We start from the raw sequence: 24,890 nt of genomic DNA on the forward strand, positions 1-24,890 counted from the left end.
GGGCCCGTCATCTAAGCCGCCGGCAACCGCGCGTGGCAAATTAGCGGTTTGCGACCGACCTTTTCCGGATATAGTGCGTGACATCTGCTTCGCACTCACGGGGGAAGGAACGCCGATGCTGCCACTTTTCGATATGATGCTGCGGGCCCAGAACGGCAACGCCATGGAGGCGATGGCCGCGCAGTTCAATCTGGCGCAGGATCAGGTGGCAAAGGCCATGGCGGCACTGATGCCTGCCTTTTCCTCCGGTTTGAAACGCAACACCGCCAATCCCTACGACTTCTCCGCCCTCTTCTCCTCCATGGCCTCGGGCCAGTATGCGAAATATTTCGAGGACATGAGCAAGGCGTTCACGCCGCAGGGCATCGCCGATGGCAACCAGGTGCTCGAAAAGCTGTTCGGCTCCAAGGAAGTGTCGCGGGCGATTGCCGCGCAGGCGGCCCAGTTCACCGGCGTCGGCCAGGAAATCCTCAAGCAGATGCTGCCGGTGATGGCCGACACCATCATGGGCGGCCTGTTCAAGCAGACGACCGGCCAGATGGCCGATACCAATCCCTTCGCCGGCACGCCGATGGGTGCGATGATGCAGCAGTGGCTGGAAAGCACCGGCTTCCAGCCGAAGGCTACCCCGAAGCCTGAGGTCAACCTCTTCGACAATCCCTTCATGAAGGCCTTCCAGGACATGATGGGTGCACAGCCGAAACCCCAACCGGCTCAGACCAACCCGCTGTTCGACAATCCCTTCACGAAGGCGTTCCAGGACATGATGAGCGCGAGTTACGGCTCGGCTCCGGCAGCGGCAAAGGAAACGGCGAAGCCCGGCCCGGAGGCCCCTGCAGCAGCAGCCGGCATGGCGGACCTGGTCAATGCGATGTTCGACAGCGGGCTCGAGGTTCAGAAGAACTACCAGAAGAGCATGGAGCAGATCTTCGAAAGCTATCTCTCAGGCAACGGGCAGAAGAAGGCGGAGCCGGAAGCCGACGGACCGGAAGAAGCGCCAAAGGCCTGAGCATTCCATATAACATGCAGAAAGGGCGGCCCGAGGCCGCCCTTTCTGCGTTCAAATGTTATCAGCCGGGCTCAGAACTCTTCCCAGTTGCCATCTTCCTTGGACGTCGATGGTGCCTGCGGCTTGCCTATGCCCGAGGACAGCTTGTTCAGAAGCGCCCTTGCCGGTGAGGAGACCGCACGGGTGTTGGGACCGGCAGGGATGACGCGCGGAACGAGCGGCTTCACGTTCGAACCCATGGGTTTGTCGTTGCGGGCAAAGCTCGTTTCGGGACGCGTGAAGCTCGTCTCGCGCATGTCGGCGAACTTGGTGACCGAAGGCGCCATCCCCTTCTCGAAGGTAAACTGGCCGACCAGTCCGGCGAGCATCTCGGCATCGCGGGTCAACGCCGACATTTCGGCATTGGTCTGCTCCGCGGCACGGGCGTTCTGCTGGGTCACGTCCTCCATGCGTCCGACGGCGGCATTGACCTCGTTGAGGCCGCTCGACTGCTGGCGCGCGGCGCCGGCAATCGTGTGAATATGGTCGCCGATCTGAACGACCTGGCTGGCGATCGAGGACAGCGCCTCTCCGGTCTGCTTGACCAGGCCGACGCCGTTCGCGACCTCTTCGCCGGACTTGGTGATCAGGGCCTTGATATCCTTTGCGGCATTCGCCGAGCGCTGAGCCAGTTCGCGGACTTCCTGGGCGACGACGGCAAAACCCTTTCCGGCTTCACCGGCACGGGCCGCCTCGACACCGGCGTTGAGCGCCAGCAGGTTGGTCTGGAAGGCGATTTCGTCGATCACGTTGATGATCTTCGAGATCTCGCTCGAGGCACTTTCGATGCGTTGCATGGCATCGACCGTGCCGCCGACGATCTCGCCGGACCGGTCTGAATTGACGCGCGCCTCGCGGGCGAGCTTCGACGCGGTTTCGGCCTTCTCGGTCGAATGGCGAACCGCATCCATGATCTGGCGGATCGCAGACGAGGTCTCGACCAGGGCCGCGGCCTGCTGTTCGGTGCGCTTGGACAGATCGGACGTCGACGAAGAGACCTTGCCGCTCTTGTGATTGATCTCGGATACGTTCGAATGCACGGCCGAGACGGTGCGCGACAGGCGTTCAAGCGAGGCGTTGAAGTCGACGCGCAGACGGTCGAGGCCGCTGGCAAAGGGCTTGTCGATGGTTGCCGTGAGGTCACCGCTCGCCAGCCGCTGGAGCGCGGCGCCCAGAACTTCGACGGTCTCGGTCAGGCGGGCCTGCTCGGCAGCCTTTTCGGCATCGCGCTCGCGCCGTTCGCCTTCGCTTGCCGAGCGGCGATGCTCGGCTTCGCTCTCGAGCTCGCGCTTCTCGATTTCGGCCTGGCGGAAGACCGCGACCGAGCGGGCCATGTCGCCGATTTCGTCCTGGCGGTTTTCGCCGTCAAGGGCAATTTCCGTGTTGCCGTTGGCGAGTTCTCCCATCGAACCGACCAGCGATGAGATCGGGCGGGTCAGGGTTCGCGAATAGAGGACGGCGACGGCCGAGCCGATCACGACCAGCACGAGACCGACGCCGATCGAGGCGAGCGCCGCGGACCAGAGTTCGGCGCCGACTTCGTCTTCGTCGATAAGGGCGATCACGGCCCAGCGTGTGCCGGCGAATTCGAGCGGCGAAGACGCGGCATAGCTCGACATGTCTCGGTAACCGGCAACGCTTCCCTTGGCCTCGCGGCCGGCAACGGCTTCCGAGACGAGGGCCGAGTCGATGCGGGCGACGAGCGCGTCGTTCTCGGTGGTGTGGAGGCTGTCGTTGACCACCTCGCCGCGTGCGCTCACCAGAATTGTCTCGCCCGTTTCGCCGAGACCCTTCTTGTTGGAATACATCGCGGTGAACTGATCATTAGGGATCTGATAGGCGAGCACGCCGATGGCGCGGCCGTTCTGCAGGATCGGCACGGCGACGAACGAGGAAACCCTGCCGTTCGACGGCTGATAGGCTTCGAATTCCGACATCGCGGCAGCGCCGCTTTCGGCTTTCAGCGCCTTCTGGAAGACCACGCCGAGACCCGTGTCCTTGTAGGGGCCTGTCACCAGATTGGTGCCGAGGTCGCGTTCCTTCATCGCCGTGTAGACGATCATGCCTTCCGGATTGATGAGGAACAGGTCGCTGTAGCCCTGGGCCTGCAGATGCTTCAGGAAGCCTGGGTGATACTGCTTGTGGGAGCGGTCGTAGACGTCCTTTTTCGCGGTGTCGTACTTGTAACGCTCGCCTTCCGGGAAGGGGTTGCCGTCGATGTAGCGCGCCTGGAGCTCCTTGGCCGGATCCTCGCCGAGGAAGCTCATCGCACCGTTGAAGCCGTAGAACGCCTGCTGCGTCGTGAAGGTGGACGCAAGCGCCGCCATGTCCAGCCGGATGGATTCGAGATAACCGCGCGCCTCGTTGCGGCGACCGTCGGCCGTCGCTTCGAGCTTCTGGTAGACCTGATCCGTCAGCGTGAGGCTTTCGAGATAGAAATTGATCGCCATAGAGGCGCTCAATGAGACGAAGGCGAAAAGTGCTGCCGCGATCGGCAACTTCCTGGAAAGGCGCATAGCTATGGCTCCGCTGAACTGGCGTTAGGCCGCGTGAGGATCGGCATCGTTCCAGATCAGCGTTAGCAAGCCGTTACTTTTGCATCCCTTGCTTGTGGATAAAGAACAAAATTGCGCATAATCCATAACAAAAAAAGCCCGGCATGGATCTGAACCATACCGGGCAAGAAGCAGGGCTTATTGGCTGTCACCCTGCGGGGATTCTGGAAAGGCGATCAATCGATCGGCAAGCCATGAAGCGAGCGGCGCGCACGCATGCGGGCCGAACGCGTCAGTTGCAGCGAAGGATCGTCCGTCACGCCGGAAGACCTCAGGATCTGCTCGACATCGCTGCGGTTGAGCCCGATGTCGCGCAGCTGGAAGTCATCGAGATCGGCAAGACGGTTCGCTGCACGTCGGTTGCGGATGGCACGCCAGACGGACTGAAAATGGGTGAGCGACATCGTGAGGCGGGCGAAAAACGCCTGCCGGGGTTCGATAATGTCGAGCTCGATCATCCGTTCGGTCGTGCGCATTGTGGTCATCCTTTCGATTGGCACGAGAAAAGGCAGCCCCTGTCGCATGGCGGCAGGGTGCAACCGAAACCTGTTTGCGGCGCAGAAGGCACCGCCGTTGATTGCTGATTTGCAAATTGACAATGGCAAAATGGTATTGATCAGTCCAACGAATGTTTCTAATAGTAAGCATCAATCGTTCTTATGGATGTTTCCTCATGTCGGCTCCTCTCGATATTGACCAGTTGCAGACCTTCGTCGCCATCGTCGATACCGGCAGCTTCACGAAGGCTGCGGGGCGGGTATTCAAGACCCAGTCGGCGGTATCGATGCAGATGCGGCGCCTCGAAGAGCGTATCGGCAAGCAGCTCTTCATCAAGGACGGGCGCGGCAACCGGCTGTCGGCAGAAGGCGACAAGCTTTTGAACTATGCACGCCGGATCATCCGCCTGAATTCGGAAGCAATCGCCGCCTTCGACGACAACCGCCTCGAAGGCACGCTGCGCATCGGTACGCCGGACGACTATGCCGACCGCTATATGCCGGAGATCATCGGGCGTTTTGCCAAGACACATCCGAATGTCGAGCTCTACATCGTCTGCGAGCCATCCGTCGACCTGGCCGAGAAGATGGCAAAGGGAGAGCTGGACATCGCGCTCGTCACCCACAATCCGCTGCTTCGGCAGTCGGACGTCGTGCGCACCGAGCCGCTGTGCTGGGTAGGATCTGCCAACCATCCACTCAAGGACGATGCCCCCGTGCCGCTCGCGGTCGGGCGGCGCGACTGTCAGTGGCGGCAACTCGCCTGCTCGGCGCTCGACGCGGACGGGCGCGACTACCAGATCCTGTTCACCAGCTGGTCATCGACGGTCGTCGCCGCGGCCGTTCTCGCCGGCATGGCCGTGTCGATCCTGCCGGAATCGGCGCTCAGAACGGGCATGAAGGTGCTGACGCAGAGCGACGGCTTCCCGCCGCTTCCGCCGGTGCAGATCGGCCTGATGAAGCGTCCCGGCCTGTCGACGTCGCTGATGAATGCGATCACGGACCATATTTCGGCCTGCCTCGACAACATCACGCCGACGGTCGTCGAGGACGATCTGGAAAGCGACGTGAAGACCTATCCGCGCTACTTTCCGCGGCTGAGGACCGGCAACATGATGCCGGGCTGGTAAGCACGGGGTACGCGGCCTCCTTTCGGGAGGCACTCGCCGTCAGGGCGTAAACATCGCCTTTCGAACGCTGCTCTTGAATTCATCAAGAATCCGGCGGGCCGTGCTGTCGTCCTCGATCATCGCGCGGCGGACCGTGGCCCCGGTCAGATAGACGAACAGCATCACGCGGATTTCAAGATCGATCGTACTGCCTTCGGGCAGCAAAGGGCGGAAGATCTTGCACATGATGGCGGTCAGCCGGGCCTGGTGATCGGTGTTGAGCCGTTGCAGATCCGGATCCGAAATCGCCGCCAGCCAGACAGGAAGATAGACGGGATCGCCGCGGAAGGTGCTGTAAAAGACATCGACCGCCGACTCCATCAAGGTTTCGGCCTCGGCTATCGATGTCACCTTCGAAAAGACCCGCTCCGCGCCGGTCTCGACACGCTCCGTGTGACGATCGTGCAAGGCGCGGACGACGGCCGCACGTTCGGGGAAGAACTGGTAAAGCGATCCGATCGGAACACCGGCACGGGCGGCAAGATCCGTCATCTTCAGATTACCAACGCCATTCTGCGCGATCATCTCGACAGCGGCTTCCAGAATGGCTTCCAGACGCTGAATGCTTCGTTCCTGCTGCGGCGTCTTGCGCAATTGCAGGCGGCCATTCGACTTCTTGGTACTCATCACACCTGTCCCAGACTCCCGCCGCGGCAAGAGCCTACAGCATACCGACACGGTACGCTTAGACGTCGTTTTAGCCCCTTTGACTTAAAAGGAAAGATCGCACTTTAACGATAGCTGAAAAAGTGCGCCGACCGTCGGAGCGGCTGTGCCATTCCGACGGTCGGCATCACATTTCGACAACCTGGGTGGTGGCCGGCCGGAGCCGGTCACCGGACCGGGGTCAGGCAATGTCGAAGCGGTCGGCGTTCATCACCTTGACCCAGGCAGCGACGAAGTCCGCCACGAACTTCTCCTTGTTGTCGTCCTGGGCGTAGACTTCCGAATAGGCACGCAGGATCGAGTTCGAGCCAAGCACGAGATCGACGCGGGAGGCCGTATACTTGGTCGCGCCGGTCTTGCGGTCACGGATGTCATACGAGTTGCTGCCTGTCGGGACCCAGGAATAGGCCATGTCGGTCAGCGTGGTGAAGAAGTCGGTGGTGAGCGCACCGACGCGGTCGGTGAACACGCCCTGCTTCGAGCCGCCGTAATTGGTGCCGAGCACGCGCAGGCCGCCGATGAGCACGGTCAGTTCCGGGGCAGTCAACCCCATCAACTGGGCGCGGTCGAGCAGCATTTCCTCGGGGCTGACGACATAGTCCTTCTTCTGCCAGTTGCGGAAGCCGTCGGCGAGCGGTTCGAGCACGGCGAAACCTTCCGCGTCGGTCTGCTCGGCAGTGGCGTCGCCACGACCAGGCGCGAAGGGCACGGTGATATCGAAGCCGGCCGCCTTGGCCGCCAGTTCGACACCGACATTGCCGGCGAGCACGATCACGTCGGCGATGCTGGCACCGGTCTCGGCGGCAATGCCTTCGAGGACCGAAAGTACCTTGGCCAGACGGGCCGGCTCATTGCCTTCCCAATCCTTCTGCGGGGCGAGGCGAATGCGGGCACCATTGGCGCCGCCGCGCTTGTCGGAGCCACGGAAAGTGCGTGCGCTGTCCCAGGCGGTGGAGACCAATTCGGCGATCGACAGACCGCTGTTGATGATCTTGGCCTTGACCGCGACGACGTCGTAGTCGGTGCGACCAGCCGGGATCGGGTCCTGCCAGATCAGGTCTTCTGCCGGAATGTCCGGGCCAAAATAGCGGGACTTCGGGCCGACGTCGCGGTGGGTCAGCTTGAACCAGGCGCGGGCGAAGACGTCCGAGAAGTACTCCTGATCGTCGCGGAACTTCAACGAAATTTCGCGGTAGATCGGATCGACGCGCAGGGCCATGTCGGCGTCGGTCATCATCGGGTTGCGCCGGATCGACGGATCCTCGACGTCGACCGGACGGTCTTCCTCGGCGATCGCGATCGGTTCCCACTGGTGGGCGCCGGCGGGGCTGGTCACCAGATGCCATTCATGGCTGAACAGCATCTTGAAGAAGCCGTTGTCCCACTTGGTCGGCTCGCTGGTCCAGGCGCCTTCGAGACCGGAGACGACGGTGTCACGGCCAACCCCACGACCCTTGGTGTTCATCCAGCCAAGGCCCTGGAATTCGGGGCCGGCTGCTTCCGGATCGGGGCTGAGATTGGCGGCGCTGCCATTGCCATGGCACTTGCCGATCGTGTGGCCGCCGGCGGTGAGCGCGACGGTCTCTTCGTCATTCATGCCCATGCGGGCGAAGGTCTCGCGCATCTGGGCGGCGGTCGCCAACGGGTCGGACTTGCCGTTCACGCCTTCCGGGTTCACGTAGATAAGACCCATCTGCACGGCGGCGAGCGGGTTTTCCAGCGTTTCCGGCTTGGTCACGTCGCCATAGCGGCCGTCGCTCGGCGCCAGCCATTCCTTTTCGTCACCCCAATAGGTGTCCTTTTCCGGATGCCAGATGTCTTCGCGACCGAAGGCGAAGCCGAAGGTCTTCAGGCCGGCGACGTCGTAGGCCATGGTGCCGGCGAGCGCGATCAGGTCGGCCCAGGAGATCTTGTTGCCGTACTTCTTCTTGATCGGCCACAGCAGGCGGCGGCCCTTGTCGGTGTTGACGTTGTCCGGCCAGGAGTTGAGCGGCGCAAAGCGCTGGTTGCCGGTGTTGGCGCCGCCACGGCCGTCCGTGACGCGGTAGGAGCCGGCGGCATGCCAGGTAACGCGGGCCATCATGCCGACATAGGAGCCCCAATCGGCCGGCCACCATTCCTGACTGTCCAGCATCAGCGCGCGAAGATCGGCCTTCAGTGCCGCAACGTCGAGCTTCTTCAGTTCTTCGCGATAGTTGAAGTCCTTGCCCAGCGGATTGGTCTTGCTGTCGTGCTGGTGCAGGATGTCGAGGTTCAGTGCATTCGGCCACCATTCCATGACCGACTTGCCCATGGCGGTGTTGCCGCCATGCATGACCGGACATTTGCCGGTTGATTTGACGTGCTCGTTCATCTTCGCCTCCTGTTTCTTTTCTCAGATACGAGTGTTTCCGAGACCACCTTCGGCGAAACGTTCCATAATTTCCAATTGTATTTAATGTGATTTTTGATAGGAAAAACTTATCATGATTAGCATCCGTCAACTGCGCTATTTCGAGGCGCTCGCCACCACGCTGCACTTCGGCCGCGCTGCCGAAATGGTGCATATCAGCCAACCGGCGCTGTCCGCGCAGATCATGGAGATGGAAAAACACCTTGGTGTCCGGCTGGTCGAGCGAACCCGATCCAACACGCTGCTGACGGCCAAGGGCCGGGAACTCCTGGTCCATGTGCGTGCCGTTCTCGCCGGGGTCGACCGGCTGGAAGAAGCCGCCCGCCACTCGACGGGAACACTGGAGGGCCTGCTGAGGCTAGGCATCATTCCGACGGTCGCGCCTTATCTCGTGCCGAAACTGATCCCGCATCTGCGGCGCGAGCATCCGCTGATCGAACTGGAGCTCAAGGAGGCGATCACTGATCGTCTGCTTTCCGATCTCGGGGAAGGACGGCTCGACGCGATCATCGCCGCCCTGCCGATCGAGGCCGACAACGTTGCGACGCGCAGCCTGTTCATCGACCGGTTCTACATGGCGACATCAAGCAACGACACCGAGGTGCTGCTCTCGCCACTCACCGAAACGCAGGTCGATCCGGATCGCCTGCTTCTGCTCGAGGAAGGCCATTGCCTGCGCGAGCAGGCGCTCTCGGTCTGCAAGGCCGCGAGCCGGCGCAGCCTCGTCAATTTCGGCGCGACTTCAATGACCACGCTTTTGCAGATGGTCTCCGAGGACATGGGGCTTACCCTGATCCCCGAAATGGCGATCGAAACGGAAACGGCACGGACATCGATCCGCATCGTGCCCTTCGCGGATCCGCCGCCCTCGCGCGAAATCGGCCTCATCTGGCGCCGATCCAGCCCCCGCCGCGCCGACATGGAGGCCCTGGCCACGGCCATCCTCGCCAGCCGCCAGAAGACGGTGAATTTGGCGGCGACTGCTGAGCCGGCGACGGAAGCTGCACGCGCCGAGGCCTGAACGCAAAGAAAGAGGCCGGCGGCACGCCATCGCGCGCCGCCAGCCCTTCTGTCATTCAGCGCTCTCAGGCGTTGAGATCAAGCACGATGCGGCCGTCGATCTTGCCTTCTTCCATGCGGTGGAAGATGTCGTTGATGTTTTCGATCTTGTCCCAGGAGAAGTGCGAGGCGACCTTGCCCTCGCCGGCGAAGACCAGCGATTCCTCGAGATCCTGGCGCGTCCCGACGATCGAGCCGCGCACGGTGATGCGCTTCAGGACGGTTTCGAAGACCGGCAGCGAGATGAAGCCCGGGGGCAGCCCGACCAGTGCCATCGTGCCCTTGGAGCGCAGGAAGCCATAGGCCTGTTCCATGGCCTTGGGCGACACGGCGGTAACGAGGGCGCCATGCACGCCACCGGTCGCCTTCTGCACCTGTTCGATGGCGTCCTTGGCGGTGCCGTTGACGACGATGTCGGCGCCGAGGTCCTTGGCGAGCTTCAGCTTGTCATCGAAGATGTCGGCGGCAACGACGTGCATGCCCATCGCCTTGGCGTATTGCACGGCCATGTGGCCGAGGCCGCCGATGCCGGAGATGACGACCCATTCGCCGGGGCGCACTTCGGTTTCCTTCAGGCCCTTGTAGACGGTGACGCCGGCGCAGAGCACGGGGGCGGCGGGACCGAATTCGAGATTGTCCGGCAGGCGGCCGACGAAATCCGGATCGGCGAGGCCATACTGGGCAAAGGTGCCGTTGACCGAATAGCCGGTGTTCTGCTGGCTGCCACACAGCGTCTCCCAGCCGGTGCGGCAAGGCGAGCAGCAACCGCAGGCGGTGTGCAGCCACGGAACGCCGACACGGTCGCCTTCCTTGATGCGGGAAACGCCAACGCCAAGCTTGGCGACGTATCCGACACCCTCGTGACCCGGAATGAACGGCGGATTGGGCTTGACCGGCCAGTCGCCGTTGGCGGCGTGCAGGTCGGTGTGGCAGACGCCGGTGGCTTCGTACTTGACGAGGATCTGGCCCGGACCGGGATCCGGAATCGGCATTTCCTCGATCACCAGCGGCTTGCCGAACTCCCGCACCACGGCGGCCTTCATTGTCGATGCCATGACATTCTCCCTGAAATCGTTGAAGCCAAACGAATGACCCGGCACGTGCAGGCGCCGGTTGAGGAAAAGGCTAGTCGCGTCATCCGGCCCGCAACTTGATCAATATCAAACACCGAAAAGTTTCATTCGATTGTCATGAAAGGGCCGTTCGCAACGTCGCAAATCTGCGACACTCGAAAATCAGTCACGTCAGAACCTGCGATCAGGCCAGGTTCTTCTTCAGGAATGCGACCGTGCGCGACCAGGCAAGTTCGGCTGCCGCCTTGTCGTAGCGCGCCGCCGACGTATCGTTGTTGAAGGCGTGGTTGACGCCGTCATAGACGAAGATCTCGAAGGTCTTGCCATTCTTTTCGAGCGCGGCCATATAAGCCCCGATCCCGGCATTGATCCGTTCGTCCAGGCCCGCATAGTGCAGCATCAACGGCGCCCTGATCTTCTGCACGTCTTCGGCCGGCGGCTGCGCACCATAATAGGCAACGCCCGCGCCGAGTTCGGGAGAGGCAACGGCCATCCGGTTGACCATGCCGCCGCCCCAGCAGAAGCCGATCGCACCGACCTTGCCGTTGACCTTGTCATGGGCCGCGAGGAAGGCCCGGGTCGCCTCGCCGTTGGCGACCGTCGCACCCATGTCGAGGGTCGAGAACATTTCGCGCGCCTTGTCCTCGTTTTCGGGCGTTCCGCCCTGCGGCGAGAGGAAGTCCGAGGCCAGCGCGACGAAACCTTCCAGCGCCATGCGGCGGGCGACGTCGCGGATATGCGGGTTGAGACCGCGGTTCTCGTGGATGACGATCACGCCGGGCAGCTTTCCCGACGCATCCTTCGGCACGGCAAGATAGCCCTTCATCTCGCCGCCCGCGCCCGGATACGTGATGTCCTCGGCCGTCAGGCGCGCATCCATTTCCTCGACCATGGCAGCCTTTGCGCCGCTGGCCGCCAGCATCGGCGCGATGGCGGCGGCAGCCGCGCCGGATCCCGCCAGCAAAGTGAGCTTTTCCATGAAGCGACGCCGATCGAGCGTCAGGTGGGTATATTCGTCATAGGCGTTGATCATCGCCTGGGTGATCTTCGGCGTTTCCATGATGACCTCCGTTCCGGAACACGACCGCCGCGTCCACGCGCGGGGTAACGTTCTGGAAGGATAGGGCAGCTTGCCGACGGCGCGACAACAAATGTCCGTTACCCGCGCGTGACCGGCGGTTTGAACAGCGCGAGGCGCAGCACCACAATGACGGAAACGGCGAGGAACAGGAGCTTCACCCGCGTCATCCAAGGAAGAAGCTCGGGGATCAGCGCCGACAGCGTCGGTCCGGGCGTCGCCGGCGGGAAGTAGAAAAGAAAGCTCGCATTCTCGGCATAGTCGACAAGACCGTAGGCGATCGGCAAGAGGCAGAGCAGCCGGGCTTGGCGAACCTCGAGGCGCCGGCCATAGAGCACGGCGCCGGGGGCGTAGCCGCGAAAGAGCAGGCAGAGCGAAAGCGTCAGGACCAAGGGCAGGACGAGGTCGGGGCCTAGATACATCTGCTGGAGAAGGTCGCGGGCATCGGCCCGCGCCGGATCGGCAAGCGCCGCCCGAAGACCGAGCACCGCATCGGTCTCATAGCCGGACAGCCGGGCATCGAGAAAGCTCCCTGCCCCGCTCAAGCGCTGGAACTCCGGATCCAGTCCGAAAAACATCCAGGCGAGAAGGGCGCCCGAGAGGGCGAGCAGCAGCAGGATCACCTTGTTCGTTCCCATCTGCCGCTCCGCCGCATCAGCCAGTCCTCACGCACCGCCCGGATAGTTCGGGCTTTCGCGGGTGATGGTCACGCCATGCGGATGGCTTTCACGAAGACCGGCGCCGGAAATGCGCACGAATGTCGCCTTTTCCTGGAAATCCTTGATGTCGACGCCGCCGACATAGCCCATGGCCGCCTTCAGGCCGCCGGCAAGCTGGTGGAGGACCGCCGAGACCGGGCCCTTGTAGGGAACCTGGCCCTCGATGCCTTCCGGCACGAGCTTCAGCGTGTCGCGGACCTCGGCCTGGAAATAGCGGTCGGCCGAGCCGCGCGCCATGGCGCCAACGGAGCCCATGCCGCGATAAGCCTTGAAGGAACGGCCCTGGTAGAGATAGACCTCGCCCGGGCTCTCATCCGTGCCGGCCAGCAGCGAGCCAACCATGACGGCCGATGCGCCGGCGGCGATCGCCTTGGCAACGTCGCCGGAGAACTTGAGGCCACCGTCGGCGATGACCGGGATGCCATGCTTGTTGGCTTCCTCGACCGCGGCCATGACGGCGGCGAGCTGCGGAACGCCGACGCCGGCAACGATACGGGTGGTGCAGATCGAGCCAGGGCCGATGCCGACCTTCACGCAGTCAGCGCCGGCATCGATCAGGGCAAGGGTCCCCTCACCGGTGGCGACATTGCCGGCGATGATGCGAACGGCGTTCGACATCTTCTTCACTTGGGCGACGGCATCGAGAACCTTCTGGCTGTGGCCATGGGCGGTATCGACGACGATGACGTCGACGCCGGCATCGATCAGGCGCTCGGCGCGCTCGACGCCGTCATCGCCGGTCGAAATCGCGGCGGCGACGCGCAGCCGGCCCTGGGCATCCTTGGCGGCATGCGGATTGAGCTGCGACTTCTCGATGTCCTTCACGGTGATCAGGCCGACGCAACGGCCGTCATTGTCGACGACGAGCAGCTTCTCGATGCGGTGCGAATGCAAGAGGCGCTTGGCTTCCTGCTGGTCGACGCCGTCCTTGACCGTCACGAGGTTCTCGCGGGTCATCAGTTCGTAGATCTTCTGGCTGGGGTCGGAGGCAAAGCGGACGTCGCGGTTGGTCAGGATGCCGACGAGGCGGCCCGGGCGGTTCGCCCCTTCAACGACCGGAATGCCGGAAATGCCGTGGGCGCTCATCAGGGCCTTGGCTTCGGCAAGCGTGGCTTCCGGCCCGATGGTGACCGGGTTGACGACCATGCCGCTCTCGAACTTCTTGACCTGGCGGACTTCCTCGGCCTGCTCGATCGGGGTCAGGTTGCGATGGATGACGCCCATGCCGCCGGACTGGGCCATGGCGATCGCCAGGCGGCTCTCCGTCACGGTGTCCATGGCGGACGACAGGATCGGGAGCGAAAGATCGATGTCTTTTGCGATGCGGGTGGAGATGTTGGTCTGACCCGGCATGATCTCGGAATGTCCGGGCTGCAGGAGGACGTCGTCGAAGGTGAGCGCTTCCGCTCCGGTTGCCGACATTACGATGCGTGCCATTGCCAATTCCTTCATTTGAGAATGCCGGAAACGCTCGGGAACGAATCATACGTCCCGCTTGCTCCTGCAAGATTGCTTGGAAGTTGGCGAGGGCTGGTAACACGTTCATGACAGGAAGGGAATAGAGAAAACGTCCTGTACGACCTGCCTGAATTCCAGCGCACCGAATATGCGGCGGCCCCCACAAAAATCGACAGATCATTCAAATTTTAGCATTGGCCCATACGAAGCCTGAAAGAGCGCCATGCGATGGTGTTCGCGTTCCTTGGGGAAGGAACCAAAAACCAACAAACATGGGGGTTATCATGACAGCATTGAAACAACGGGCCCAGGCTCTCGAATTCCAGTACGCCCGGCAGGAAGAGCTGCGCTTCAAGACGTTTGCGCGCCGCGACCGAATGATCGGCCGCTGGGCCGGTTATGTCATGGGACTCGACGAGGTCGAGGCCTATGCCTCGACGCTTGCCGCAGAACAGGTGGTTCAGCCGCACCGTCTTCTCGACCGGCTGAAACGCGATCTGGCTCTCGCCGGCGTGACCGTCACCGAAGCCGATCTAGGCCGACGCATGGATGAGTTTCTCGACCAGGCTTCGGACGAGCTCCGCCGGTCCGCTTGACCAACCCGCCAGGGCCGCGGCGCGGAGCCGCGGCCTTTGATCTTCGTCAGATATCGAACTGGTAGGCTTTCGGCACGAACCGATAGCCGGTGTCCAGCTTCTCCGCATAACCGACCGCCGGGAACGGCATGTGATAGCCGAGGAAGGCGAGCCTGTCGGCGGCGATCATGTCGAACACCTTGCGGCGGGTCGCGGCGGCGGCCGCCTTGTCCATGTCGAACTTCACCTCCCAATCGGGACGCTGCAGCGACAGGACGAAGTGATTGGCGGTATCCGCGGCAAGCACGAGCTGGCGGCCTTCCGATTCCAGCCTGTAGATCATGTGGCCCGGAGAATGGCCGAAAGCCGCCATGGCGGTCACGCCGCTCACGACATCCGCTCCGTCACCGATGAAGGTCGTCTTCTCGGCGAGCGGCTTGACGCTGGCAAGCACACCCTTCTGGCCGTTTTCCGCCGGTGTGCCGGCGCGGGCCGGATCGACCCAGAAGTCGTATTCCGCCTGGCCCGCCACGTAACGCGCATTGGGAAAAGCCGGCTTTCCGCCCTCCATCAGGCCGCCGATATGGTCACCATGCATGTGGGTCAGGACCACGATCGTGACGTCCTCGCGGGTATAGCCTGCCGCGGTCAAACCTTCGATCAATCGCCCCATGCCGTTGACACGCCCGCCCTCGCCAAGACCCGTGTCGAACAGGATCACCTCGGAGCCGGTATTGACCAGCACGGGCGCGAAGCTGTTCACGAACTTGTCCGCTGGCAGGAAGTTTGCTTCGAGCAGTTCACCGACGGCTTCCGGCGGCTGGTCCGTTCCGAAGGTTTCGCCCGGTTTTTCCGAGGGCCTCGCACCGTCCTTGACGACAACCACCTCGAAGGCACCGAGCTTGAACCGATGGGTTTCGGGCGGCATGGCGTGGTCGATGCTCGTCATGGTATCGGTGCCCTGTGCCAGCGCGGCCCTTGTCATGATCGAAGGGGCAGCAAGCGCCAGGCCCGCGCCGCCCAGGAGAATGCGTCTGTTGATCGTCACCATCTGGAAATCTCCTCTGTCCGTCCCTGAACCTCTCGGCCGAGAGGGTTCGAGGCAAAGATAGAAGCCGACAGCCCGCAGGAAACCCGCATCACCAAGTCGTGATCCCGCTGAGACCGCAATATCTAGGCATTGGCAGGGACGGCCGCGGCATCTAAAGCTCTCCGCGTTTGCGCAAGCCCCCATCGCCCCCCGCCGTCCCCCCAAGGCCATCCCCGATGAACCGCATCACGCCCCTCATCCTCGCCGTGGCACTGTTCATGGAGCAGATGGATTCGACAGTCATCTCGACCGCCTTGCCGGCGATTGCCGCCGACCTCGGCGTCGGACCTATCACGCTCAAGCTGGCGCTCACGTCCTACATGGTGGCGCTCGCGATCTTCATTCCGGTCTCGGGCTGGATGGCCGACCGCTACGGTGCCAAGAAGATCTTCCGCATCGCCATCCTGGTGTTCGTCGCCGGCTCGATCCTCTGCGCGGTCTCCGGCTCCCTCCTTGCCTTCGTCGCGGCCCGCTTCCTGCAGGGCATGGGCGGGGCGATGATGACGCCGGTCGGCCGACTGGTGCTGTTGCGCACGACCAAGCGCAGCGAGTTGGTCTCGGCCATGGCACTGCTCACCATCCCGGCGCTCGTCGGACCGCTCACCGGCCCGCCGGTCGGCGGTTTCATCACCACCTATTTCAGCTGGCACTGGATCTTCCTGATCAACGTGCCGATCGGCTTTGCCGGCGTCTGGCTGTCGACGATCTACCTGCCCGAGGTCCCGGCGGTCGAGACGCCGCCAATCGACCTCAAGGGCTTCTTCCTCAGCGCGATCGCCGCCTCCGGCGTGGTCTTCGGCCTGTCGGTGATGAGCTTGCCGGCACTACCGGTCGCGGCCGGGATCGGAGCGACGGTGATCGGGGTGATCGCCGGCATGCTCTACCTGCTTCACGCCCTTCGTCATCCGACGCCGCTGCTCGATCTCTCGCTGTTTCGCAATGCCGCCTTCCGCACCTCGGCGCTCAGCGGCTCGATCTTCCGCATCGCGGCCGGCGCCATTCCCTTCCTGATGCCGCTCATGCTTCAGCTCGGCTTCGGCATGTCGCCGTTTCAATCAGGCCTCACCACCTTCATCGGGGCGATCGGAGCGATCACCACCAAGGTTCTGGCGCGGCGGGTCTTTGCCGCCGCCGGTTTCCGCAGCGTGCTGATCGTCGCGGCGATCTCCGGTGCGGCGACCACGGCTGCCAATGCATTCTTTTCGCCCGCCACACCGATCATGGTGATCATGGGCTTCCTGCTTGCCGCGGGTTTCTGCCGGTCCTTCTTCTTCACCGGCATCAATTCGCTCGCCTATGCCGAGATCGACGACCGGCAAGCGAGCCAGGCGACGTCGATGAGTTCGGTGCTGCAGCAGATCAGCCTGGCGCTCGGGGTCGCGGTAGCAGCCGCGATCCTCGAAGCCAGCACCGCGTATCACGGCAGGCCGCTTGCCCTCGATGACTTCCATCTCGCCTTCGCGGCGGTGGCTGGCCTGTCGCTGATCGCCGTCCTGCCCTTCATCGGCCTGGCCCGCGATGCGGGTGCCGCGGTCTCCGGACATGGCAGACGGCGCGAGGTTGCCGAGGAAATGACCGTGAAGTGAGACTATTCGGGTCTCTCGCACACGGCCGAGAGCTTGTTTCCATCCGGATCGCGGACATAGGCCGCATAGAAGTGTTGATGAAAAGGCCGCAATCCCGGCGCACCTTCGTCCGATCCGCCATGGGCAAGGGCAGCGCGATAGAAGGCATCGACCGCGGCGCGGTTCGGCGCTTCGAGCGCGGTCATCGAGCCATTGCCGAAGGTCGCCGCATTACCGTCGAAAGGCTTCGTCACCCAGAAACGGCAACGCGTGTCATCGTCTGCGCCATAGCCCGCTTCCACCGGTTCAGTGCGCTGCCGCTTCAATCCCAGAGGCAAGAGGGCCGCGTCGTAAAATCCGATCGAGCGCGCCAGATCATTGGTTCCGACCGTCACGTATAGCAGCATCGCGGTCTGACCTCCCCTGCCCGTTCCTCTGGTCCGGGCCTATTCGGCTTCGGCACCGGCCTCGTCGTTGTCGGTTTCCGCCTCGCCGGCCGCAGCCGCGGGGCGGCCCTTGAAGCCCTTGGCCAGCAGAAACATCTCGACCGATTCGGCGCGCGACGACCCCGGCTTGATGTGCACCACCTGGCGAAAATTCTGCTTCAGCATGTTGAGCAGTTCCTTCTCCGTGCCGCCCTGGAACGTCTTGGCAAGGAAGTGCCCGCCCTCGGCCAGCACCTCGACGGCAAAATGGGCCGCCACTTCGCAAAGATGCATGGTGCGCAGGTGGTCGGTCTTCTGGTGGCCGGTGGTCGGCGCCGCCATGTCGGAAATGACGAGGTCAGGCGTGCCGCCGATCGCCTCCATGAGTTTCTCGGGGGCCGCCGGGTCGAGGAAGTCGAGCTGCAGGATCTTGACGCCCGGCAGCGGGGCCATTTCGAGAAAGTCGATCGCGGCGACGCGGACATCCTCGTCCGTCGAATTGGTGACCTTGGCGGCAATCTGCGACCAGCTGCCCGGAGCGGCACCGAGGTCGATGATGCGCCGGGCGCCCTTGAGGATGTGGTGCTTCTCGTCGATCTCGAGCAGCTTGAACGCCGCGCGGGCGCGATACCCCTCGAGCTTGGCGCGCTGGACATACGGATCGTTGATATGGCGTTCAAGCCAGCGTCGCGACGACGCCTTCAGCTTGCCCTTCTTGACCTTCTGGCCGAGCTTGCGGCCGATCGGTGGCTTGGTCATGCGTCGTCAGCGCTCCCTGTCGTGCGACGGGCGGCGGCGGTTCCTGCGCCAGACGCCATCGTCAGCCATCATGTCGGTCAACAGCCCCTCGCGCAGGCCGCGATCGGCGACGCGCATGCGGCTCGACGGCCAACGGCGGCGGATCGCCTCCAGAATGGCGCAGCCTGCCAGCACGAGGTCGGCACGGTCCGGGCCGATGCAGGGATTTGCGGCGCGGCCGGCATAATCCCAGGAAAGGAGCTTCGCCTGCATCGCAGTCACCTCGGCATCGGAGAGCCAGAGACCGTCGACCTTGCGGCGATCGTAGCGCGGCAGGTCGAGATGCACGCCGGCGAGCGTCGTCACCGTCCCGGATGTGCCGATCAGATGAAAATCCTCAGGCGGAAGGCCATCCAGTCCGGCAAGCGGCGGGCATTCGAAGCGCGACAGCATGGCCTCGACCTCGCCGATCATCGCTTCGAAGACGTCCGGCGTCACATCGCGGCCGCCATGGCGCTCGGACAGCGTGACCACGCCGACCGGAAGCGAGGTCCAGTGGGTGATGTGGTTGGCAAGCCGGCTGGAGCGGTTGTCGCCGATGCGGATCACGGCGATTTCGGAAGAGCCGCCGCCGATATCGAACAGCACCACCGAGCGGGCCTCGCGACCGACCAGCGACGAGCAGCCGGACACGGCGAGCCGCGCCTCGGTTTCGCGATTGATGATCTCGAGTTCGAGCCCCGTCTCGACGGTAACGCGCGACAGGAATTCCTCGCCATTCTCCGCAGCACGGCAGGCCTCGGTGGCGATCAGCCGCATGCGGCGGATCTGGCGGCCCGACAGCTTGGCGGCGCAGACGCGCAGCGCCTCGACTGCACGGTCCATCGCTTCAGCGGAAAGCCGACCATGGGCGCCCAGCCCCTCGCCGAGGCGCACGATGCGCGAAAAGGCATCGACCACGCGGAACTGGCCGGGGCGCGTCGGTTGCGCAATCAGCAGGCGGCAGTTGTTGGTGCCGAGATCGAGCGCGGCATAGAGATCGTCAGACCACTGTTCCGCCGGGGCGTGCGGACGCGGCCGTTCGGCCGTCACCGGCCCGCGACGGGGGCCTTGCGCATGATGGGTGTTGTGGCCGGACGGAGGTGCCACCGGCACGGCAGCGGCCGGCTGCCTTGCAGGAAGCGGCGCGGCAGGAGCAAGCGGACGTCCCTGGGGACCGCGGCGCGAACGGTTGCGCTTACGCTTCTTGCCCGGCTTGTCCTCGGCCTGCGGAACCGGCTGCTGCGGAGACGCGGTCCGCGGTGGCGGAGGTGCAATTTCACTGGAAACGGCTGGGACCTGGGCTGCCTTGTTCCGCCGCCGGCGCTTGCGCTTGCGGACGGGACCTTCGGCCTCGTCGATTTCGGAGCGTCGCGGCGCCTGTGGCCCCAGAGCCACCGCCTCCAAAGCCGAAGCGGCGACGCCCGAATGCTTCGGAGCGCCCCTTCCGGCCTTGCCGCGCCGGCGGGACCCCCCGCCTTTGCGTTTACCCGTCGACGGTCCCTCGCTTGGCGGCCGCGGGCCGCGATCGGGGTCTGTCACTGAACTTTTCCGTTGCACCGCGCAAGGCCTCTTGGGCATGCCGCTGGCGCCATGTTCGATTTTCGTTGGGAAAATGATAACAGCGCCAGGCCCATTCGCCAAACTGTTTTTCCACAAGGCTCCGGAAGCGGCACGCTTCGCGCAGCAGGCGCTTTCAGCCGCGCTGCCGCCGCCATGCGATTTTTTTTGAAAACAGGTATTTGCAATCGCCCGGCTTTTGTTTATAAGCCCGCCTCACCGACGGGTCACGCAAGCTCGTAACCCCCTGCTGGGGAATAGTTCAACGGTAGAACGACGGACTCTGACTCCGTTAATCTTGGTTCGAATCCAGGTTCCCCAGCCAATTCTCCCAAAAGCCGTTAATTCCTTGATTTTGCAGTCGCGCGGGATACCGTTTTGGCGTCATTGGCGACCTGATGCCCAGAACTGTAGCCCACAGGTGATGCCCACGCGAAATTTGCGCGATGGGCGAATCTTGAGGGGAACGACAGGGCATTCGTCATGGCCGTGTTCGATCACGGCTAGGAAACACGGCTGGGGACCCTGTTTATTGCTCCACAAAGTCTGTGACAAACGACGGCACGAAGGCCGCTTCCTGACTGTCCGATCCCGGAGTTTGGAAGAACTAGCTGCCGTAAGCGCGGGCGACCTTCATGACCGATTTCGACCTCATTGCCGCCGTCCAAGGCGCTTTCCTTGCTGGGCGAAGCTTGCCGCTCGTTCCGATCACGACATGAGGCAGAGTCGATCGGTCGTCTCACCCTTTAGTCAAGAGCGATCGTATGTAAACGACGTCAGCAATGACGTGACGAAATTGCTCGCCTTGTCCTTTACGAGCACTTCGGTCCATTCATTTGTGCCACGTAGCCGCAGGTCGGAATAGATGCTGTCCACCGCAGCCTCCTCGATACGCTTGATATTCGCCCGGAAGGCTTCCTCTCCGCCTGCGTGGTACATGTCGCGGAGTACCATCCGCAGGATTTCCTGAATCGCGATCTGCCAGGCTGTGTTGATTGCCTGAAGTTCGCCGGGGTCTTCTGCCATCGATGGGGTTTCCTTCCGATGTAACGGATCTTTGACAGCGGTTACACCGCGATTGTGGGCCCGATTGCAACTGCACGTGAGGAGACGGCCGGAGGGCTCCGTCTTCGCCAGACGCCGCAGGGCCCCGAGGCCCCGCAGATTCGATCGAATGTCCGAAAACCCGAATGCTAGGCGCGTCTGGCCTTACGGTTGGCATAGCGCCGATCACGCTCAGCCTTGCGAGCGGCCTCGTCCTCGAGCACCCGTGCAATACGGTTTTTTTCCACGGTCTCTCGCGCTTCTGTTTCGGCGCGTACCGCCGCATCTGCGGCAGCCTCCCGCTCAATTGCCTCGGCCATCCGGCGCTCGGCCTCGTCGCGTTTGATCCGTTCGCGTTCTAGACGTCGCTCTTCCCTGGCAACCGCGGCGGCCATGCGTTCTGCTTGTCTCGCCGATCTGGCGGGTTCATCGACAGCCTTTGCCGTACGATAGGCGTTCAGGAGAGCGACCTTGGCTTCCGCGGCCGCTGTACGACGGTCGGAAAGGTCATTGGTTCTGGCGTTCTTCAAATCATTGTCCTGTAAATAGCGTTGCAGTGAGGTCAGGTCGCTCTGCCCGTTTGGCGAGAAGAGAGGCGGTCGCCGTCTCGCGGTCCTTCAATTCTTTCGCAAGTCGGGCTTCACGAAGTCGCCGCGTCTTTTCTTCGCGGGCCAGAACGAGGGAATCGAGTTCCTCTACGGCACTGTTGCGGGCGAAGAATTGCGATTGCGCATCGGCAAACGCAATCTCCGCCTTCTGGCGGGATTTGCTGGGTGTTTGTGACATGGATTTTTCCGGATGGGACGCCGCAGAGCGGCAACAAAAAAGGCCAGGCAAACTGCCTGACCTTGCTGGTATCATACTCTCGACAGTGCCAGTACATCCGTGGTCAAGGGAGAGCGGATACCGGGATGATTCAGGCGGCCTGGAGGTTGCAGGCCGACATCTTGCCCGACTTGTTGTCGCGCTCCAACTCGTAACCGATCTTCTGGCCTTCCACGAGTTCGCGCATTCCGGCGCGCTCGACGGCAGAGATGTGGACGAACGCATCGGAGCCGCCATTGTCAGGCTGAATGAAGCCGAAGCCCTTGGTGGAATTGAACCATTTAACTGTGCCAGTGGTCATGATGAACCCTTTCATAGCAATAAGAGAACCACAACGCACGCTGCGTTGCAGATGTGATAGCGATTTTTGAAAGAAAAGGTTCGTTCAGGGCGCGGTGCTAAATGCGCGACAACCAAAGCTAAGCAAGCAAATATCGATAATGGACATATAAGTTCTTGCGGAGGGATTGTCAACTTTTAGTTTTCGACTTCCGAAATATTCGGCAGCTGGTTGCAACCCCAGAGTTCTTTTCACCACCGCGACTGCCTGCCCCCCCGGCGCGCTGACTGAACCACACCGGCTCCCCTGCAGGCCAAGCGCTCGTAACAGCCTGCCATAGGCATCGGCCACACATGGGCATGGCCGGTCGTCTTCGCCTTGAACGGATTCGAACCGACGCCCCCGGAATTTGGCACGCCGGCTCAAACAAAACTCCTCAGCAAGTCAGGCGTTGGCTGTCTCGATGGCCATTTTGGGGCCGGATACGGACTGTCTGATGTTGGGTTGCCGAAAGGCAAGAGCGCACATCTAAGCATCTCGGGTTGTTGCCTGAGTTCGGCCCAAAGCGGTCATTGCGACGCGACGTGCGTCACGCGGCGGCATCGCGGCTCAGGAGGCAATCTCTTCGGCTCCGCCAACGCATACTTGATGGGCAGCATGCATTGGCTCTGCAGTCTCAGTGAACAGTGACGTCAGAAACAAGAAGGACGCTTGCCAGATTGGATCGAGCGCCCTTCAAGGCCGGGGTCAGCCAGCCGTCCTGTCAAGGATCAGGATCTTACGGGGGACTCGACATCCGAGAACGCCTGGACGGCGGCGGGAAGTCTTTCCCCCTTGATCTCGATGGCGGCCACTGCCGCGTTCAGTTCCACGATTTCGGAAGACGAAAAACTGATCGCGGGCGCGCCGATGTTCTCGATCATGTGCGCCATCTGAGTTGTGCCGGGGATCGGAACGATGAACGGTTTCTGGGCGAGCAGCCAAGCCAGGGCGATCTGACCAAGACGAGCCTGCTTGCGTTCAGCCCAGACCTTCAGCAGTTCCACCAGCGCCAGATTGTTTGGCAGGTTCTCCGGTGCAAAGCGACCCTCAACGCCGCGGATGTCTCCCTCGGCGAAGCGCGTACGCGCATCGATCGCGCCGTTCAGGAAGCCGACGCCGAGCGGGCTCCAGGGAACGAAGCCAAGGCCAAGCTCCTCGCAGACTGGAATTGCCCCGGTCTCCGGACCGCGCCACAGCATGGAATATTCGCTTTGGACCGCTGTGATAGGCAGAACCGCATGCGCGCGCCGTAGCGTTTCGAGGCCCATTTCCGACAAGCCCCAATGAAGGACCTTACCCTCGTCCATCAGGTCCTTGACCGCGCCCGCAACATCCTCGATCGGAACCTGCGGATCAACACGGTGCTGATAGAGCAGATCGATGCGGTCGGTGCGCAGACGCTTGAGCATACCTTCGACCACCAGTTTGATGTGCTCCGGGCGGCTGTTGAGGCCCGGCTTGCGCTCGCCCGTCTCGAGATCGATGTTCCAACCGAATTTGGTGGCGATGACGATCTGGTCGCGGAACGGCTCGACGCCTTCGCCAAGGATGCGCTCGACTTCGTGGGGACCATAGGCTTCGGCGGCGTCGTACAAGGTCAGCCCGTTGTCGAAGGCGGCGCGGATGATGTTGTGCATCTCTGCTCGCGTCGGGATCGTCTGCTGGTAGGTGCGGCTCATGTTCTGGACGCCGAGGCCGACACTGGAAACCTCCAGCGCGCCGAGCCTGCGCCGTCCGATTGCCGATGTGGACGCCGCTGTGGAAGCGGTCGGCTGCGTGGCTGTCTGGGCATTTGCCACGTCGACGGTTGCCGCAGCAGCCAAACCTCCAGCAGCGAGCAACAATCCGCGCCGATTTAGCTCAGGTCCATGTTTCATGGTCATATCCGTTTTCCTTTCGTTGGTGGTGAGCGTATCGGAATGTCCAGCGGTCAGAGCGACCGTTCCCAGAAGCGCGTGGCCTCGGTGATCCAGCCTTCGGCGCTGGTGCCTGCTCCCGTGCCGAAACCATGGCCGACTAACGGGAATTCTCTGTATTCGACGGTGGAACCGAGCCGCTTCAGTTCGGCGATCCGGCTTTCCATGGAGGATGGAGGCGCGATCCCGTCATCCAACCCCACGACCGCAAAGGTTGGCGGTTCACTGTCGGAATGGTCGGCATGCGCGGTATAGGCCATGACAACCGCCGCAGGCCTGGGTAGGGCATCCCCGCCGAATGCGGCGACCCCGTGCGATCCGATAAACGCCGCCATGCGCGCGCCTGCGGAACTGCCCCAGACGGAATAGCCTTCGGTCGCAACATCAAGGGTCCTGCTGTTCCTGAAGACATAGGAAATGGCGGCCGCGAGGTCCTGCGTTGCAACCCTGCCGCCCTGGCCGACACGGTATTTCAGGACAAAGACGTTATAGCCCTGTCGGTTGATCTCGACCGCATAGGGAAACCCCTCGTGGACGGATCCGACATAGGCAAATCCGCCGCCCGGGGAGACGATCGCAAAGGGCGCACCAGGCCGGCCGCGGAAGAAAAACAGACCCGTGTTCTCTTTGCTCGGGTCTGCACGTTTGTCGGCGTCGAAATAGATGTCGTAAAATACCTGCTGGCCCGCTGCGACATCCTCGATCATCCGGTTCAGTCCGCCTAGCACCGGGCCAGTTTCGACGGCACTGTGATACGGAAGAAGCCTGCCGATTTCGCTCAGCTTCATTGTCTCGTCATAGGGACGATCGTCCCAAGGCAGGACGCGATCGGCGTATCCCGAGAATGCCGGATGGCGCAGGATGTCACCGACCGTGCTCGTCGCGGATAGGAGCCGGCGCTCGGTACTCTGGGCTTGCTCTGACTGTGGAATCGTCGATTCGGTTATCCCTGCGGCGGGACCGAACAGGAAGGGCAACGAAGCCAGAAGAATGGTCTTGAGGCCGTTCAAAGGCGTCCTCCTCGCAAACGAGCTTCGGTTTCCATGTCGATCATCCTTGTCTCAGGTGGAGACCTCG

23 protein-coding genes and 1 tRNA gene are annotated in these 24,890 nt (G+C 62.7%); 6 read left to right on the forward strand and 18 right to left on the reverse strand.

Going from position 1 to position 24,890, the window contains the following annotated elements; translation table 11 throughout:
* The first annotated feature begins 115 nt into the window (after positions 1-115).
* Positions 116-1,009 (forward strand): DUF937 domain-containing protein, encoded by an 894-nt coding sequence (locus HHL25_RS11305; RefSeq protein ID WP_169590407.1) that lies wholly within the window; start codon positions 116-118, stop codon positions 1,007-1,009.
* 71 nt (positions 1,010-1,080) lie between these two features.
* On the opposite strand, the gene HHL25_RS11310 is transcribed toward HHL25_RS11305, so the two are convergent.
* Entirely contained in the window at positions 1,081-3,564 is a 2,484-nt protein-coding gene (locus HHL25_RS11310) for a methyl-accepting chemotaxis protein (RefSeq protein WP_169590410.1), read from the reverse strand.
* A 215-nt stretch (positions 3,565-3,779) separates the two neighbouring features.
* A complete protein-coding gene (locus HHL25_RS11315) occupies positions 3,780-4,079 on the reverse strand; it encodes a DUF1127 domain-containing protein (protein WP_169590413.1) in 300 nt (99 codons plus the stop codon).
* Between the two features lie 197 nt (positions 4,080-4,276).
* Between HHL25_RS11315 and HHL25_RS11320 the strand changes: the two genes are divergently transcribed.
* Complete coding sequence (locus tag HHL25_RS11320) at positions 4,277-5,230, forward strand: LysR substrate-binding domain-containing protein (RefSeq protein WP_169590415.1); 954 nt, start codon at positions 4,277-4,279, stop codon at positions 5,228-5,230.
* A 39-nt stretch (positions 5,231-5,269) separates the two neighbouring features.
* Here HHL25_RS11320 and HHL25_RS11325 read toward each other — a convergent pair whose 3' ends face one another.
* Positions 5,270-5,863 carry a TetR/AcrR family transcriptional regulator gene (locus HHL25_RS11325; protein ID WP_169590417.1) on the reverse strand — a complete coding sequence of 198 codons (594 nt, stop codon included), beginning with the start codon at positions 5,861-5,863 and terminating at the stop codon, positions 5,270-5,272.
* Positions 5,864-6,116: 253 nt separating this feature from the next.
* On the reverse strand, positions 6,117-8,288 hold the full coding sequence (gene katG, locus HHL25_RS11330) for a catalase/peroxidase HPI (protein ID WP_169590420.1): 2,172 nt from the start codon (positions 8,286-8,288) through the stop codon (positions 6,117-6,119).
* Between the two features lie 112 nt (positions 8,289-8,400).
* Between katG and HHL25_RS11335 the strand changes: the two genes are divergently transcribed.
* Positions 8,401-9,348, forward strand: coding sequence for a hydrogen peroxide-inducible genes activator (locus HHL25_RS11335; RefSeq protein ID WP_169590423.1), 948 nt, complete (start codon positions 8,401-8,403; stop codon positions 9,346-9,348).
* Between the two features lie 64 nt (positions 9,349-9,412).
* Here the strand turns inward: HHL25_RS11335 and adhP are convergent, their stop codons facing one another.
* The 4 genes from adhP to guaB all read right to left on the reverse strand — a co-directional run bounded on the left by adhP (position 9,413) and on the right by guaB (position 13,693).
* The gene (gene adhP / locus HHL25_RS11340) at positions 9,413-10,441 is read right to left on the reverse strand and encodes an alcohol dehydrogenase AdhP (RefSeq protein ID WP_169590425.1); all 1,029 of its coding nucleotides are present in this window, start codon (positions 10,439-10,441) and stop codon (positions 9,413-9,415) included.
* Between the two features lie 202 nt (positions 10,442-10,643).
* Entirely contained in the window at positions 10,644-11,519 is an 876-nt protein-coding gene (locus HHL25_RS11345) for a dienelactone hydrolase family protein (RefSeq protein ID WP_169590427.1), read from the reverse strand.
* Between the two features lie 98 nt (positions 11,520-11,617).
* Positions 11,618-12,175, reverse strand: coding sequence for a hypothetical protein (locus HHL25_RS11350; protein ID WP_169590429.1), 558 nt, complete (start codon positions 12,173-12,175; stop codon positions 11,618-11,620).
* Positions 12,176-12,202: 27 nt separating this feature from the next.
* Positions 12,203-13,693: an IMP dehydrogenase gene (guaB, locus tag HHL25_RS11355; RefSeq protein ID WP_169590431.1), complete on the reverse strand. Its 1,491-nt coding sequence runs from the start codon at positions 13,691-13,693 to the stop codon at positions 12,203-12,205.
* 305 nt (positions 13,694-13,998) lie between these two features.
* On the opposite strand from guaB, the gene HHL25_RS11360 reads away from it, so the two are divergent.
* Entirely contained in the window at positions 13,999-14,310 is a 312-nt protein-coding gene (locus tag HHL25_RS11360) for an ATPase inhibitor subunit zeta (RefSeq protein ID WP_169590434.1), read from the forward strand.
* A 46-nt stretch (positions 14,311-14,356) separates the two neighbouring features.
* On the opposite strand, the gene HHL25_RS11365 is transcribed toward HHL25_RS11360, so the two are convergent.
* On the reverse strand, positions 14,357-15,340 hold the full coding sequence (locus HHL25_RS11365) for an MBL fold metallo-hydrolase (protein ID WP_169590436.1): 984 nt from the start codon (positions 15,338-15,340) through the stop codon (positions 14,357-14,359).
* A 215-nt stretch (positions 15,341-15,555) separates the two neighbouring features.
* On the opposite strand from HHL25_RS11365, the gene HHL25_RS11370 reads away from it, so the two are divergent.
* Positions 15,556-16,965 carry a DHA2 family efflux MFS transporter permease subunit gene (locus HHL25_RS11370; RefSeq protein ID WP_169590438.1) on the forward strand — a complete coding sequence of 470 codons (1,410 nt, stop codon included), beginning with the start codon at positions 15,556-15,558 and terminating at the stop codon, positions 16,963-16,965.
* Positions 16,966-16,967: 2 nt separating this feature from the next.
* Here the strand turns inward: HHL25_RS11370 and HHL25_RS11375 are convergent, their stop codons facing one another.
* Genes HHL25_RS11375 through HHL25_RS11385 form a run of 3 tightly spaced genes read right to left on the reverse strand, consistent with a single transcriptional unit; the run spans position 16,968 to position 19,727 of the window.
* Positions 16,968-17,351: a VOC family protein gene (locus tag HHL25_RS11375; protein WP_169590441.1), complete on the reverse strand. Its 384-nt coding sequence runs from the start codon at positions 17,349-17,351 to the stop codon at positions 16,968-16,970.
* 39 nt (positions 17,352-17,390) lie between these two features.
* Complete coding sequence (locus HHL25_RS11380; RefSeq protein WP_169590443.1) at positions 17,391-18,128, reverse strand: RlmE family RNA methyltransferase; 738 nt, start codon at positions 18,126-18,128, stop codon at positions 17,391-17,393.
* A gap of 6 nt (positions 18,129-18,134) precedes the next feature.
* Positions 18,135-19,727, reverse strand: coding sequence for a Ppx/GppA phosphatase family protein (locus tag HHL25_RS11385; protein ID WP_169590446.1), 1,593 nt, complete (start codon positions 19,725-19,727; stop codon positions 18,135-18,137).
* 230 nt (positions 19,728-19,957) lie between these two features.
* Between HHL25_RS11385 and HHL25_RS11390 the strand changes: the two genes are divergently transcribed.
* Positions 19,958-20,031: transfer RNA gene (locus HHL25_RS11390), tRNA-Gln, on the forward strand.
* 425 nt (positions 20,032-20,456) lie between these two features.
* On the opposite strand, the gene HHL25_RS11395 is transcribed toward HHL25_RS11390, so the two are convergent.
* The 6 genes from HHL25_RS11395 to HHL25_RS11420 all read right to left on the reverse strand — a co-directional run bounded on the left by HHL25_RS11395 (position 20,457) and on the right by HHL25_RS11420 (position 24,823).
* Positions 20,457-20,732, reverse strand: a complete 276-nt coding sequence (locus tag HHL25_RS11395; protein ID WP_169590448.1) for a hypothetical protein — start codon at positions 20,730-20,732, stop codon at positions 20,457-20,459.
* A 167-nt stretch (positions 20,733-20,899) separates the two neighbouring features.
* A complete protein-coding gene (locus tag HHL25_RS11400; protein ID WP_169590450.1) occupies positions 20,900-21,280 on the reverse strand; it encodes a DUF6481 family protein in 381 nt (126 codons plus the stop codon).
* A gap of 1 nt (position 21,281) precedes the next feature.
* The gene (locus HHL25_RS11405; protein WP_169590452.1) at positions 21,282-21,536 is read right to left on the reverse strand and encodes a hypothetical protein; all 255 of its coding nucleotides are present in this window, start codon (positions 21,534-21,536) and stop codon (positions 21,282-21,284) included.
* Between the two features lie 130 nt (positions 21,537-21,666).
* Positions 21,667-21,876, reverse strand: coding sequence for a cold-shock protein (locus HHL25_RS11410; protein ID WP_169590455.1), 210 nt, complete (start codon positions 21,874-21,876; stop codon positions 21,667-21,669).
* Between the two features lie 749 nt (positions 21,877-22,625).
* A complete protein-coding gene (locus tag HHL25_RS11415; RefSeq protein ID WP_169590457.1) occupies positions 22,626-23,780 on the reverse strand; it encodes an aldo/keto reductase in 1,155 nt (384 codons plus the stop codon).
* 47 nt (positions 23,781-23,827) lie between these two features.
* Positions 23,828-24,823, reverse strand: a complete 996-nt coding sequence (locus HHL25_RS11420) for an alpha/beta hydrolase (RefSeq protein ID WP_246701782.1) — start codon at positions 24,821-24,823, stop codon at positions 23,828-23,830.
* Between the last annotated feature and the right edge of the window lie 67 nt (positions 24,824-24,890).

The sequence above is a fragment of the Rhizobium terricola genome (assembly GCF_012927355.1).
In the GTDB taxonomy this organism is placed as follows: Bacteria; Pseudomonadota; Alphaproteobacteria; order Rhizobiales; family Rhizobiaceae; genus Allorhizobium; species Allorhizobium terricola.